Source organism: Pseudomonas sp. GW821-FHT02B10, from assembly GCF_059421865.1.
In genome coordinates, this window is the sequence record NZ_JBWKVU010000002.1 from 220,278 (window position 1) to 232,871 (window position 12,594).

The following is a 12,594-nucleotide window of genomic DNA, read 5'->3' on the forward strand; positions in this document are numbered from 1 at the left end:
TATAAGAACGACTCAGATAGTGAGTTATTTTCATAAGCATATGAGAAAAAAGCATATGGGCGCAGAGAGCAGGGTAATTCTGGATGGCGGCATGGGTCGTGAACTGCAGCGCCGCGGGGCGCCCTTCCGGCAGCCCGAGTGGTCGGCGCTGGCCCTGAGCGAAGCACCGCAGGCAGTGGAAGCGGTGCATGCGGCTTATATCGAAAGCGGTGCCAACGTCATCACCAGCAACAGCTACGCGGTGGTGCCGTTCCACATCGGCGAAGCGCGTTTTGCCGCCGAAGGCCAGGCGCTGGCGGCCTTGGCCGGTGAACTGGCGCGGCGCGCGGTCCAGGCTTCCGGCAAGCCGGTGCGGGTAGCCGGTTCGCTGCCGCCGCTGTTCGGCTCCTATCGCCCGGACCTGTTCGAGGCCGATCGCGCCGCCGAGTTGCTGGCGCCGCTGGTCAACGGCCTGGCCCCGCATGTCGACCTGTGGCTGGCGGAAACCCAGAGCTCCACGGTCGAGGCGCGGGCGATCCACGCCGGCCTGCCCAAGGACGGCAAACCCTTCTGGCTATCGTTCACCTTGCACGATGAGAACCCTGACCAGGTGCCACGCCTGCGCTCCGGCGAGCCGGTGGCGGACGCGGCGGCGGTGGCCGCCGAGCTGGGGGTGGAAACCCTGCTGTTCAACTGCAGCCAGCCGGAAGTGATAGGCGCGGCGATCGACGCGGCGCGGGCAACCTTCGAGCGGCTGGGGGTGAAGATCCATATCGGCGCCTACGCCAACGCCTTCCCGCCGCAACCGAAAGAAGCCACGGCCAACGATGGCCTCGACCCGCTGCGCGACGACCTCGACCCGCCGGGTTACCTGCAATGGGCGGCCGACTGGCGGCAACGTGGCGCCACCCATCTGGGAGGTTGCTGCGGTATCGGGCCGGAGCACATTGCGGTGCTGGCGCAGCAGCTGGCCTAAACCGTGCGACTCCTTGATCTCCCGGCCACGCTCGATGCTCTATGTAGCCGCTGCCGAAGGCTGCGATCGAGCGGCACGCTCGCGGGGATCTTGCAACCGCCAAAGACCCTGCGGGTCTATCGCAGGCTGCGCCAGCGGCTACAGGGCAGTGCCAGGCACGATAATGCAGCCATTCCATGCTTTGTGTAGCCGCTGCCGAAGGCTGCGATCGAGCGGCACGCTCGCGGGGATCTTGCGACCGCCGGAGACCCTGCGGGTCTATCGCAGGCTGCGCCAGCGGCTACAGCGGCTTACCCCCGGCACTCCGCCAACCCTTTCAACTGCCCCGAGCCGCTCTGGTTGTCCTCGCTCAACCAGCGCTCGAACCCGGCGCCGACCTTCGGCCATTCGGAATCGAGGATCGAATACCAGGCGGTATCGCGGTTCTGGCCCTTGACCACCATGTGCTGGCGGAACACCCCTTCGAAACTGAAACCCAGGCGTTCGGCCGCATAACGCGAGCGGGCGTTGGCGTTGTTGCACTTCCACTCCAGGCGGCGATAGCCCAGGGCGAAGGCTTCCTTGGCCAGCAGGTACACCGCTTCGGTGCTCTTGGGCGAGCGTTGCATGGGTGCGCCGAAGGTGACGTGGCCGATCTCGATGCGGCCCTGGGCCGGGACGATCGACATCAGGCTGAGTAGGCCCTGCACCTGGCCGCTGGCCCGGTCGACCACGCTGAAGAAATACGGGTCGCTGTTGGCCGCGTGGTTGTTCAGCCAGTCATTGAAGGCGCTGCGTTCGGTAAAGGGCCCGTAGGGCAGGTAGTCCCACAGCTTGGGATCGGCGCCCGGGCCCTGGAAGGCGTGCCACAGGTCGTCGGCGTGGCGCGCCGGGTCGAGTTTTTCCAGGCGGATAAAGCGCCCTTCGAGCAGGGTGGTGGACGGCGGCGGCACGCCTTTCCAGTCGGCGAGTGAGGTCGGCATGGGGTTCTCCTTGAACGCTTAAAGGGCTTTGCGAAATTGAATGAAACCCGGGCGTTCGGCGATCCGCTCGTAGAGCTGGATGGCAGTGGCGTTGGTTTCGTGGGTCAGCCAGTGGACCTTGCAGCAGCCGTCGACCTTGGCGGTGGCGTAGACGAATTCGATCAGTTGGCGACCGACGCCGGTGCCGCGTTGCTCCGGGACCACCAGCAAGTCCTGCAGGTAGCAGGAGTTCTCGATGCTCCAGTTGGAGCGATGGTAGATGAAATGCACCATGCCCACCGCCTGCTCGCCGTCCCAGGCCAGGGCGGCGTGGGTCGGCTCGGCGGGATCGAGGAAGCGCTGCCAGGTGCTGCGGGTGACCGCGTCGGCCAGCTCGGTCTCGTAGAAACGCAGGTAGGCCTGCCACAGCGGCAGCCAGGCTGCGTGGTCAGCGGCGGTGACGGGACGAATCTGGATCTGGCTCATGGCTGCTCCTGGCGCATCAGTTGGGAAATGCTCTGGTCATGGGGATCGGCGCTGGCGGCCAACCCTTCGCGCACGCCGGCGATGTCGGCGGCGGTGCGGTTCTGGCTGAGTTTGCGCTTGCCCTCCAGGCGCTGGATCGGCAGGGCGAAGCCGACGATGGCGCGCAGCATGCTGTCCATGAACTCGGCGGGGGCGTCCTCGAATTTCCAGGGGCTGGCGCGGCCGGCTTCATGCTGGTCGGTCAGGGCGCTGACCACTTCGCGGATGCGCTGCGGATCGTGGAACACCTCGGCCACGCCGTAGGCATGCACGCTCACGTAGTTCCAGGTCGGCACCACTTTGCCGTGCTCGGCCTTGCTCGGGTACAGCGACGGACTGACGTAGGCTTCGGCGCCCTGGAAGATCAGCAGCGCCTCGGCGCCGCTGGCCAGTTCCTGCCATTGCGGGTTGGCCCTGGCCAGGTGGCCGTAGAGGGTGCCGTACGGGCCCTGGTCCGGGGCGAACGACAGCGGCAGGTGATTGGCCTGCAGGCCGCGCTCCCCGTAGGTCACCAGGGTGGCTAGGCGGGTTTCCCCGATCAGCTGGTGCAGGGTGGGCAGGTCTTCTTCGGCGAAAGCGCGGGGTAGGTACATGGAAAAATATCCTTGGCGAATGGCTGCATCCTAGGCAGGCTATTGGTCTGTTGTAAGAGCCATCTTCAGTCATTTTCATAGGTCCATTGGCGGGTCCATTCAGCCGGCCGGGGGGAGTCCATGAACAGCCCGACATTGCCGCTTTCCTTCAACCCCGCCGGTATCGAGCTGGACCGCGACCAGGGGCTCAGCCGCCAGCTGTACCAGGCGCTGCGCCAGCGGGTGCTGGACGGTCGGCTGGCCAGCGGCACGCGCCTGCCGGCCAGCCGCGACCTGGCGGCGGCCCTGGAGATTTCCCGCAACAGCGTGGTGCGCGCCTACGACCAGCTGTACGCCGAAGGTTTTATCGAAGGCCGGGTGGGCGATGGCACCTATGTGGCGCAATTGCCCGAGAGCCGGCTGCCGATCAAAAAGTCGGCGAAAAATTTATCCACAAAAGTATCCACAGGGTTATCACCAGGCTTACCCACAGGGTTATCCACAAAATGCGCGGATTTACCTGGGATTACATCCAGTAACGTTATCCATAGCGAGGCGTTGGAGCGGGTCGAACAGCACCATTTGGCGACTCCGCAAAGTGGTCCGCCACGGGCTTTTCGGGTGGGGATTCCGGCCTTCGATCTGTTTCCGTTCGAGGTCTGGGTCAAGCTGAATGCGGCTTTCTGGCGCAAACCGGATCTGGGCCAGCTGTGTTATGGCGATTCGGCCGGCGAGGAGCGCTTGCGTGGATTGATCGCGGCCTACTTGCGCAGTTCGCGCGGCATGCAATGCACGGCTGAACAAATTGTGATCACCAGTGGTGCACAACAGGGCATAAGCCTTTGTGCACAGTTGCTGGTGAACCCTGGCGACGGCGTGGCTGTGGAAAACCCCGGCTATCGGGCGGCGGGGCATGCCTTTGCGATTGCCGGCGCGCGCCTGCACGGGGTGGCGGTGGATAACGAGGGCTTCGACTGCGGGGCGCTGGCAGCCCTGAGCGATTGCCGGCTGGCCTACGTTACGCCGTCCCATCAGTACCCCACTGGGGTCACCCTGAGCCTGGCCCGGCGCCTGGAACTGCTGGCCTGGGCCGAGCGCACCAACGGCTGGATAGTCGAGGACGACTATGACGGCGAGTACCGCTACAGCGGCGCGCCTCTGGCCCCCTTGGCGGCGCTCGACCGGCAGGGCCGGGTGCTGTACGTCGGCACCTTCGGCAAGGTCGCGTTCCCGGCCTTGCGCCTGGGTTACCTGGTGCTGCCGCCGGCACTGGTGCAACCCTTCGCTCAGCGCCGGGCGGTGGATGTGCGCCATTCCGAGGTCAGCACCCAGGCGGTGATGGCCGAGTTCATGGCCGCCGGGCATTTCCAGCGGCATATCCGGCGCATGCGCCGCGCCGCCCTGAGTCGGCGCAACGCCTTGCTGGCCGGCTGGCCTGTGGATATCCCCGGGGTGGGCAAGTTACCGAATGTGGCGGCGGGCCTGCACCTGACGATCCCGGTGCAGAGCCTGGCGCGGGAGCGCGAACTGGTGGAAAAGGCCGCCGCCGTGGATGTCGAGATCAACGGCCTGAGCAACTACTGGCTGCCGGACTCGCCCCAGCCGGCGGACCAGCGCGCTGGCCTGGTGCTGGGCTTCGCCGCGGTGCCCGAGGCCGATATCGTCTGTGCTCTGGAGCGTCTGCGCCGGGCCTGGGGCGTGTGACGGCTATACTCGCGGCCATTGTCTTTGTCGAGAACCCTTATGAGCCTGACTCTTTCCGCAACGCCCGAACGCAAGTTCGGCGCGCCTTTGTTCGCTTTGATCGTGCTGCTGGCTGGCGCTGTATTCCTGCAGGCCCAGGCTGGCTCGCGCCAGGTGTGGCTGTTGCTGCTGGGCGCGGCCCTGGGCCTGACCCTGTATCACGCCGCCTTTGGTTTCACTTCAGCCTGGCGGGTGTTTATCCGCGATCGTCGCGGCGCCGGCCTGCGGGCGCAGATGGTCATGCTGGCGCTGGCGGTGCTGCTGTTCTTTCCGGCCCTGGGCGCGGGCAGCCTGTTCGGTTCGCCGGTCACGGGGCTGGTGGCGCCGGCCGGGGTCTCGGTGATTGCCGGTGCGTTCATCTTTGGCATCGGCATGCAACTGGGCGGTGGTTGCGCGTCCGGCACGCTGTTCACCGTGGGTGGCGGCAACGCGCGGATGCTGGTGACCTTGCTGTTTTTCATCTGCGGTTCGCTGATCGCCACCCACCATGTGGACTGGTGGTTCGCCTTGCCGTCGCTGCCGCCGGTGTCCATCGTGCAGCGCTTCGGCGTGGCGCCGGCATTGGGGCTCAGCCTCGGTCTGTTCGCCCTGATCGCCCTGGTTACGGTACGCCTGGAGAAGAGCCGCCACGGCACGCTGGAAGCGCCGGTCGACAGCGCGCACCAGGGCTGGCGCCGCCTGCTGCGCGGGCCCTGGCCATTGGTGTGGGGCGCGGTCGCCCTGGCCCTGTTGAACTTCGCCACCCTGGCGCTGGCCGGACGGCCCTGGGGCATCACCTCGGCGTTTGCCCTATGGGGCGCCAAGGTCGCCAGCGGGCTGGGGGTGGATGTCGGCAGCTGGGTGTTCTGGCAGGGCGCGGCGAACGCCAAGGCCCTGGCCGCGCCGGTGTGGCAGGACATCACCAGCGTGATGGATATCGGCATCGTCTTCGGCGCCTTGCTGGCGGCGGGCCTGGCCGGGCGTTTCGCGCCAAGCCTGAAGATTCCCGCGCGCTCGCTGGTGGCGGCGGTGATCGGTGGTTTGCTGCTGGGTTACGGTTCGCGCCTGGCCTACGGTTGCAACATCGGCGCCTACTTCAGCGGCATCGCTTCCGGCAGCCTGCACGGCTGGCTGTGGCTGGTGGCGGCCTTTATCGGCAACGGCGTAGGCGTGCGCCTGCGGCCGTGGTTCTTTGCCGAGGAGCGTCAGCCGCAAGGGATGACGGGATGTTGAAACGCCGTGTATCCAAGCTTTTGTAGGAGCGAGGCTTGCCCGCGAAGGGCGTAAACGATGGTGCGGTATAGCGGCCAGATCGCCGCTGCGCGGCTATCGCGAGCAAGCTTCGCTCCTACGCAAGAACCGGGTAATCAGGTCCCGGCCTTGATCTTGGTCCAGGCCCGGGTCCGTGCCCGTTCCGCGTCGCGAGGTAGCGGCCGCAGGGTGTACAGCGTGCTCATTGCCGCGTCGGTCGGGTACAGGTTGGGGTTGTTGCGGATCGACGGATCGACCCGCTCAGTGGCGTCCCTGTTCGGGTTCGGGTAGCCGACGAAGTCGCTGACCGGGGCGATCACCTTGGGTTGCAGCAGGTAGTTGATGAAGGTGTAGGCATCGTCCGGGTTCTTCGCGCCTTTGGGAATCGCCAGCATGTCGAACCAGATCGGCGCCCCTTCCTTGGGCAGGCGCATGTCTACCACCACGCCGTTCTTGGCTTCCTTGGCGCGGTTGGCGGCCTGGGAGAAGCTGCCGGAATACCCCACCGCCACGCAGATATCGCCATTGGCGATGTCGGCCATGTACTTGGACGAGTGGAAGTAGGTGACGTAGGGGCGGATCTTCAGCAGCAGCGCTTCGGCCTTGGCGTAGTCCGCCGGCTGCTTGCTGTTGGGGTCCAGGCCCAGGTGCTGCAGGGCCAGCGGCAGGATCTCCGACGGCGAGTCGAGCAGGGCTACGCCGCACTGCTTGAGCTTGCTGATGTTCTCTTCCTTGAAGATCAGGTCCCAGCTGTCCACCGGCGCGTTCTCGCCGAGGGCGGCCTTGACCTTGGCTGGGTTGAAGCCGATCAGGATGGTGCCGTACATGTAGGGCACGGCGAACTTATTGCCCGGGTCGTTGGCCTCGATCAGCTGCATCAGCTTGGGATCGAGGTGGTTCCAGTTCGGTAGTTTGCTGCGGTCCAGCGGCTGGAACACCCCGGCTTCGATCTGCTTGGCGAGGAACACGTTGGACGGCACCACCACGTCGTAGCCGGAGTTGCCGGTCAGCAGCTTGGCTTCCAGTGCCTCGTTGGTGTCGAAGATGTCGTAGACCAGCTTGACCTGGCTGTTCTCGGCCTTGAAGTCTTCCAGGGCCTTGGGGGTGATGTAGTCGAACCAGTTGTAGACGCGCAGGGTGCGTTCTTCAGCCTGTGCGGCACCGCCCAGCAGCGCCGCGCAGAGCGCGGGCAAGAGGTAGCTTTTGAGCCTGTTCATGTGGCGGGTTTCCTTCACTGGGCGTTTTGAAAGCCTTCGAGAACGTTGACGGCATTGATGCCGATCTCTTCCACCGCGTAGCCGCCTTCCATGACGAACAGCGTCGGCGTGCCCAGGGCGGCAATGCGTTGCCCCATGGCCAGGTAGTCCGGGCTGTCGAGCTTGAACTGTGAGATCGGGTCGTCCTTGAAGGTGTCCACGCCCAGCGATACGACCACTATGTCGGCGCCATAACGGCGGATTTCCTCGCAGGCCTGTTCCAGCGCCGCGCTCCAGCTGTCCCAGCCGCTGCCGGCGGGCAGTGGGTAGTTGAAGTTGAAGCCCTCGCCGGCACCTTCGCCGAGTTCGTCCGCATACCCCAGGAAGAACGGGAATTCGGCTTCCGGGTGGCCGTGGATCGAGGTGAACAGCACGTCGTTGCGTTCGTAGAAAATCGACTGGGTGCCGTTGCCATGGTGATAGTCGACGTCGAGGATCGCGACCTTCTTGTGGCCCTGGTCAAGGAAGGCCTGGGCGGCGATGGCCGCGTTGTTCAGGTAGCAGTAGCCGCCCATCAGGTCGCCGGCGGCATGGTGTCCCGGTGGCCGGCACAGGGCGAAGGCACTGCGCGCGCCGCGCTGGATCACCGCCTGGGCGGTCAGGGCGACTTGCGCGGCGCTGTAGGCCGCCTGCCAGGTGCCGGCGGTGATCGGCGCGCCGCCGTCGAAGCTGTAGTAGCCGAGCTGGCCGTGCAGGCTGGTGGGGATCACGCTGCGCAGGGTGCGCGCCGGCCAGGTGTAGGGCAGCAGGTCGCCGTCGATGCCCTGGGCGGCCCAGCGGTCCCAGGCGCCCTTGAAGAAGTCCAGGTAGGCGCGGCTGTGGATGCGTTCGATGGGCCCCAGGCCGAAGTCCCTGGGCGCCTCGACCGGGCCCAGGTTGCGATACTTCACGCGGTCCAGCACGTGGTCGGCGCGCGACGGCATTTCGAAGCAGGGCATCAGTTGCCCGTCGATCAGTTCGCAGCGGCCGTGGTGCAGGTGGTGATCGTCCGAGTAGATCGTCAGCATTTCTTGTTCTCCGCAGGCTGGTTCGGTGCTCACAGTCTTGCGGCGCCGGGGCTTTTGGAGAACGACAGGAGCGGCCAAAAGGGGATCGATATGGCCAAAACCTGTGTCCGCAATTCGCCCCTTGAAACAACACGGCGCCCCATTGCGGGGCGCCAGCGGGGTCAGCTTGCGGGCGGCGCTTGATCGAAGCGCTGCAGCACCTGGAGCATGTCCTCGCGTTTTTTCCGGGTGAGAATACCCAGCAGCAGGGCGCGGCCGTTTTTCTCGCAGCGCTGGCCGGCATTCGGATCGGCGCCTTTCTCCAGCAGCAGGGTGAACATGTCCAGGGTCTCCTGCTGGCTGACAGTGGGGGACTTGTCGTCGGCGGAGGTCTTGTCGGCGACGAACGTCAGCAGGCTCTGGCCGCCGGGTTGCTGGTTGGAGCAGGTGCCACGGCCGTAGTTCAGGTTGAGATTGGCCCCGGCTTCGATCAACTGCCTCATGGCCGTGTAGTTGTTTCCCCAGAACGCCCGGTACAGTGCGGTTTCGTTGTCATCCACGGTGCGCAGTTCGAGGTTCTGCGGGTGTTGCAGCAGCCAGGTGAAACCTTCGAGGTTGCGCTTCTGCTCGGCCAGTTGCATCAGCGGGGTGTAGCCCCGGCTGTTTTGCTCGTCGATGGCGACGCCGGCTTCCAGCAGGAACTTCAGGCGCCCGCCCTGGTTCAGGTCGGGGCTGTCCTTGAGGTCGCGCTCCATGGCCTGCAGGGCCAGGGTGGTCCATTTGTACTGGCCGCTGGTATGGGCGCCGTGGGCCAGCAGCAGTCGAGCGATCTCCAGGTTTGGCGCGTCCAGGGCGTGCAGCAGGGCACTGCGCCCGTCGTCGGCCATGACTTCGCCACTGACGCCACTGGCCAGCAAGCGCCGGACCTCGGTCGCGTCGCCGGCATCCACAGCGGCCACCAGCGGCCAGAAGCCCTGGCACGCCTGCGGGTTGGCGGATTTCAGGCCCAGGCGCTGCAATACGCGCGGCGGCACGCTCAACTGGCGTTGCAGGCGCAGGCCGCAATACAGCCGATAGCGCTCGATGGCGCGGCCCTGGTGGATGTTGTCCAGCGGCCGTTGTTCGAACTGGGCCCAGTCCAGGTCGGCCAGGTTGAGGTAGGTCGGCATGCGCCCGGGCTCCCGGCGCAGCACCTCCAACAGCCAGGGGCGGGCGGTTTTCAGCTGGCCGGCCTCGCTGGTCCAGTAGGCGATGTCGTTGAGCAGGCCCGGGTATTCGCTGCGGTCCTGGGCCATGGTGCGAAAGTCATGGGCGGCGAAGAAGTCTTCCACCTGGCGGATGCCCGGCCCCTTGTCCTTGGCTTTGCGCAGTTGCTCGTGGAGTTCGCGGAACCGCGCCCAGACGTCGTCCGCCGTGGCCGCTGGCGCATAGGCATTGAAGGTGATCGGGCCCGTGCCGCTGCTGAAGGGCCGGAACCACGCAGGAAAGCGCTGCAGGGCGTACAACCACTGTTGCTCGATCTCGGTGCCGATCGGTTGCAGCGGCGTGAAGTCCATTTGGGTCAGGTCGCGGCGGTGACTGACGGCCAGCATCGGCTGCTTCGGATAGCGCTGGTCGATCAGCAGATAACGCTGGCTGAGCTGCCAGTCCGGGCTGATGCAATTGAAGCTCAAGGGCGTCAGGCTCAGCCCGACTTCGAGCTGATTGCTCGGCGGCCAGTTGTCCGAGACCTGGATCGGGTCGTCCGGCGAGACGCAGGCCCGCAGTTCCTCGGGGCTGAACAGCGGCAAGGGCGGCGACTTGTAGATGCGCTGCTGGTACTGCGCGTCCTGGTAGGCGTTGAGATAAAACAGCCCGCGGTACTGGCTGAGCACGATCCGCGCCGGCAGCTGCTCAAGGCCTGGCAGGGGGAACGGCTTGATCTGCAGGGTGGCGGTTTCCGGCTCGTCCAGGACGATACCGCGGGAGACTTGCCACCATTTGATCTTGGCCAGGTCCAGGTCGAATGCCTGGACGGCGGGGGCGATGGCGAGCATCAGCAGCACCAGGCCGCTCGCGCAAAAGCGGATGTGCCTGGCAACGATGCCTGTAAAGAAGTTCACGTTTGCAGTCCCTTGCCGGTATGAAAGGCCGGCAATGTAATGCAATCGGCGGTTTTATGCCGGGGTTTGTGTCAGGGCCGGAACTGGCTCGGGGCGACGCCGCTCCAGCGCACGAAGGCATGGCGGAAGCTCGCGGTTTCGCTGAAGCCCAGGGCTTCGGCGATGCGGTAGATCGGCAGGTCGTCCTCGCAGAGCATCTGCTTGGCCCGCTCGAAGCGCAGCTCGTCGAGCAGTTCCTGATAGCTGCACCCCAGGTCCTTGAGGTGCCGGCGCAGGGTGCGGGCCGAGCAGTTCATCTGTTCGGCCAGACCTTCCAGGCCCGGCGCGGCGTCCAGTTGCGCCGCCAGCAGCTGGCGGATGCGCCCCAGCCAGGCCTGGCGCCCGGTGAATTCGGTGTTCTGCTTGCGGCAGCGTTCGGCCATGGCCTGGTGGGTGATGGCGTCCGCCAGGGGCAGCGGCTGTTCGAGCCAGCGCCGGTCGAAGGCGAAGGCATTGCAGGTTGCATCGAATTGCAGCGGGCAGTCGAAGCGCTCGGCATAGCGGCGCTGGTAATCGGGGGCAGGGTAGTCGAAGCGGGCACCGCGCAAGGGCAGCGGATGGCCCAGCAGGTCGTCGCAGATGACCTTCATCGACACCAGGCAGAACTCGATATTGAAGGTCGCCAGCGCCGGGTTCTCGCGGTAATCCGCGGCGGTCAGCCAGATCAGCTCGCCGTCCGCCTCCAGGCTCAGCTCGAAAAGTGTTCCCAACAGCGCCGGATAACGCAGCGCCAGGCGCAAAGCGTCACCTAAGGTGGCACTGGTGAGCAGGGCATAACCGAGCATGCCGTAGCTGGAGACGTGCATGCGCCGGCCCAGCTCCAGGCCGATATCCCGTTGCAGGGCCACGGCGTTGGCGCACACCAGCATTTCCTGGTTGGTGGTGATGCGGGTGTCGGCGCGGCTCAGGTCGGCGGCGTTGATGCCGCTGCCGGCCAGCAGCGCGTCGCTGGGCAGCCCTTGGTCCTTGAAGGTGTTGAGCACCAGCGAGACGGCGTTGAGGGTGGTGAGGTGGGAATGCAGCATGTCCGTTTCCAGCTCGGGGGATGCTGAAAACGGAGCAATTTGTATGCCGCGCTACGTTTCTGCAGGAGCGGCCGGTCGACGTTCGATTGCTCGCAATAGCCGCGCAGCGGCGGTCTATCAGCTACACCGCATCATCGTTGACGTCCTTCGCGGGCAAGCCTCGCTCCTACAGGGGAATTCGGCAGGAGCGAGGGGAGGGATCAGCTCAGCTCGCCGCACAGGTCCAGTTCCACCAGGCGCCGCACTTCGGCGCTGTCCAGGCCGGCGCCCAGCAGGGCGTTGAGCTTGCCGAAGGCCGCTTCGCGGGTCATGCCGCCACCGGACAGTACGCCGACGCCGCGCAGGCGGCTGCCGGCCTCGTAGATGTCCAGCTCCACGCCGCCTTCATGGCATTGGGTGATGGCCACGATCACGATGCCCTGTTCCCGGGCGCGTTGCAGGCTGGCCAGGAACTGCGGGTTATCGCTCGGCCCGGTGCCGCTGCCGAAGCACTCCAGCACCAGCGCCTGGATGCCGCTGCCCAGCAGGGCGTCGAGTTGTTCGGCGGCGATCCCCGGCACCAGCGGCAATACACCGACCCTGGCCAGTTGCTTGGCCTGGCGGTAATCCAGCTGCGCTGGAATCGAGGTCGCCTTGGCTGCGCCACCCTGGCGCTGCAACGCCGCGAACGGATGACGGCCGAAGCTGCGGATCTTCGCGCAGCGGGTCGGCGCCAGCAGTTCACCGTGGAAGTACAGGTGCACGCCCGGCGCCAGGCCCTGGCCGAGGGCGACCAGGGCGCCGCCGAGGTTTTCCCAGGCATCGCTGTCGGTCACCCCGGCCGGCAGCATCGAGCCGGTGAACACCACGCGGGCGGGCAGGCCCAGCAGCTGGAAGCTCATGGCCGCGGCGCTGTAGGCCAGGGTGTCGGTGCCGTGCAGGATCAGCACGCTGTCGCAGCCTTGCACGTCGACCGCATCGACCACGACTTCGCGCAGGCGCTGCCAGTAGGCGGGGGTCATGTTGGCGCTGTCGATCAGCGGCGCCATCTCGCGAAAGCGCCAGTCGGGCACCACCAGATCGGGCTGGCTGTGCAGGTAGTCGCGCATCCGCGCCTCGAAACCCGAGGCCGGGGCCAGGCCGTGGGCGCTGGCCTGCATGCCGATGGTGCCGCCGGTGTAGAGCACCATGACGTTCTGCGCGGCAGGATAGGTGTTGGCATTCATTGGGGAGTCTCCGGA

General features: G+C 66.0%; 11 protein-coding genes. 3 read left to right on the forward strand and 8 right to left on the reverse strand.

Annotated elements, in window-relative coordinates; translation table 11 throughout:
* Positions 1–55: 55 nt before the first annotated feature.
* Entirely contained in the window at positions 56–955 is a 900-nt protein-coding gene (locus tag AC07VU_RS04835; RefSeq protein WP_274305042.1) for a homocysteine S-methyltransferase family protein, read from the forward strand.
* Between the two features lie 290 nt (positions 956–1,245).
* On the opposite strand, the gene AC07VU_RS04840 is transcribed toward AC07VU_RS04835, so the two are convergent.
* Genes AC07VU_RS04840 through AC07VU_RS04850 form a run of 3 tightly spaced genes read right to left on the reverse strand, consistent with a single transcriptional unit; the run spans position 1,246 to position 3,014 of the window.
* Positions 1,246–1,917 (reverse strand): GNAT family N-acetyltransferase, encoded by a 672-nt coding sequence (locus tag AC07VU_RS04840; RefSeq protein WP_085532737.1) that lies wholly within the window; start codon positions 1,915–1,917, stop codon positions 1,246–1,248.
* Between the two features lie 18 nt (positions 1,918–1,935).
* Positions 1,936–2,382 carry a GNAT family N-acetyltransferase gene (locus tag AC07VU_RS04845; protein WP_495029571.1) on the reverse strand — a complete coding sequence of 149 codons (447 nt, stop codon included), beginning with the start codon at positions 2,380–2,382 and terminating at the stop codon, positions 1,936–1,938.
* A complete protein-coding gene (locus AC07VU_RS04850) occupies positions 2,379–3,014 on the reverse strand; it encodes an FMN-binding negative transcriptional regulator (RefSeq protein ID WP_007927566.1) in 636 nt (211 codons plus the stop codon). The genes AC07VU_RS04845 and AC07VU_RS04850 overlap by 4 nt, the downstream gene beginning before the upstream one ends.
* Before the next feature lie 120 nt (positions 3,015–3,134).
* Between AC07VU_RS04850 and pdxR the strand changes: the two genes are divergently transcribed.
* Both pdxR and AC07VU_RS04860 read left to right on the forward strand, forming a co-directional pair.
* Positions 3,135–4,697 carry a MocR-like pyridoxine biosynthesis transcription factor PdxR gene (gene pdxR, locus AC07VU_RS04855; RefSeq protein WP_495029572.1) on the forward strand — a complete coding sequence of 521 codons (1,563 nt, stop codon included), beginning with the start codon at positions 3,135–3,137 and terminating at the stop codon, positions 4,695–4,697.
* Between the two features lie 39 nt (positions 4,698–4,736).
* Entirely contained in the window at positions 4,737–5,948 is a 1,212-nt protein-coding gene (locus AC07VU_RS04860; protein WP_495029573.1) for a YeeE/YedE family protein, read from the forward strand.
* A gap of 134 nt (positions 5,949–6,082) precedes the next feature.
* Here the strand turns inward: AC07VU_RS04860 and AC07VU_RS04865 are convergent, their stop codons facing one another.
* From AC07VU_RS04865 to AC07VU_RS04885, 5 genes are all read right to left on the reverse strand, one after another.
* Complete coding sequence (locus AC07VU_RS04865) at positions 6,083–7,183, reverse strand: polyamine ABC transporter substrate-binding protein (RefSeq protein ID WP_495029574.1); 1,101 nt, start codon at positions 7,181–7,183, stop codon at positions 6,083–6,085.
* A 14-nt stretch (positions 7,184–7,197) separates the two neighbouring features.
* A complete protein-coding gene (locus AC07VU_RS04870; protein ID WP_495029575.1) occupies positions 7,198–8,229 on the reverse strand; it encodes a histone deacetylase family protein in 1,032 nt (343 codons plus the stop codon).
* A gap of 161 nt (positions 8,230–8,390) precedes the next feature.
* Entirely contained in the window at positions 8,391–10,310 is a 1,920-nt protein-coding gene (locus tag AC07VU_RS04875; RefSeq protein ID WP_495029576.1) for an ankyrin repeat domain-containing protein, read from the reverse strand.
* Between the two features lie 71 nt (positions 10,311–10,381).
* The gene (locus AC07VU_RS04880; RefSeq protein WP_101336309.1) at positions 10,382–11,374 is read right to left on the reverse strand and encodes an AraC family transcriptional regulator; all 993 of its coding nucleotides are present in this window, start codon (positions 11,372–11,374) and stop codon (positions 10,382–10,384) included.
* Positions 11,375–11,574: 200 nt separating this feature from the next.
* Complete coding sequence (locus AC07VU_RS04885; protein ID WP_495029577.1) at positions 11,575–12,579, reverse strand: asparaginase; 1,005 nt, start codon at positions 12,577–12,579, stop codon at positions 11,575–11,577.
* Positions 12,580–12,594: the final 15 nt, after the last annotated feature.

Bases quoted from the DNA above. Each gene is read 5' to 3' on its own strand.
- AC07VU_RS04835 (WP_274305042.1), top strand. From the start codon at position 56: ATGGGCGCAGAGAGCAGGGTAATTCTGGATGGCGGCATGGGTCGTGAA.
- AC07VU_RS04840 (WP_085532737.1), bottom strand. From the start codon at position 1,917: ATGCCGACCTCACTCGCCGACTGGAAAGGCGTGCCGCCGCCGTCCACC.
- AC07VU_RS04845 (WP_495029571.1), bottom strand. From the start codon at position 2,382: ATGAGCCAGATCCAGATTCGTCCCGTCACCGCCGCTGACCACGCAGCC.
- AC07VU_RS04850 (WP_007927566.1), bottom strand. From the start codon at position 3,014: ATGTACCTACCCCGCGCTTTCGCCGAAGAAGACCTGCCCACCCTGCAC.
- pdxR (WP_495029572.1), top strand. From the start codon at position 3,135: ATGAACAGCCCGACATTGCCGCTTTCCTTCAACCCCGCCGGTATCGAG.
- AC07VU_RS04860 (WP_495029573.1), top strand. From the start codon at position 4,737: ATGAGCCTGACTCTTTCCGCAACGCCCGAACGCAAGTTCGGCGCGCCT.
- AC07VU_RS04865 (WP_495029574.1), bottom strand. From the start codon at position 7,183: ATGAACAGGCTCAAAAGCTACCTCTTGCCCGCGCTCTGCGCGGCGCTG.
- AC07VU_RS04870 (WP_495029575.1), bottom strand. From the start codon at position 8,229: ATGCTGACGATCTACTCGGACGATCACCACCTGCACCACGGCCGCTGC.
- AC07VU_RS04880 (WP_101336309.1), bottom strand. From the start codon at position 11,374: ATGCTGCATTCCCACCTCACCACCCTCAACGCCGTCTCGCTGGTGCTC.
- AC07VU_RS04885 (WP_495029577.1), bottom strand. From the start codon at position 12,579: ATGAATGCCAACACCTATCCTGCCGCGCAGAACGTCATGGTGCTCTAC.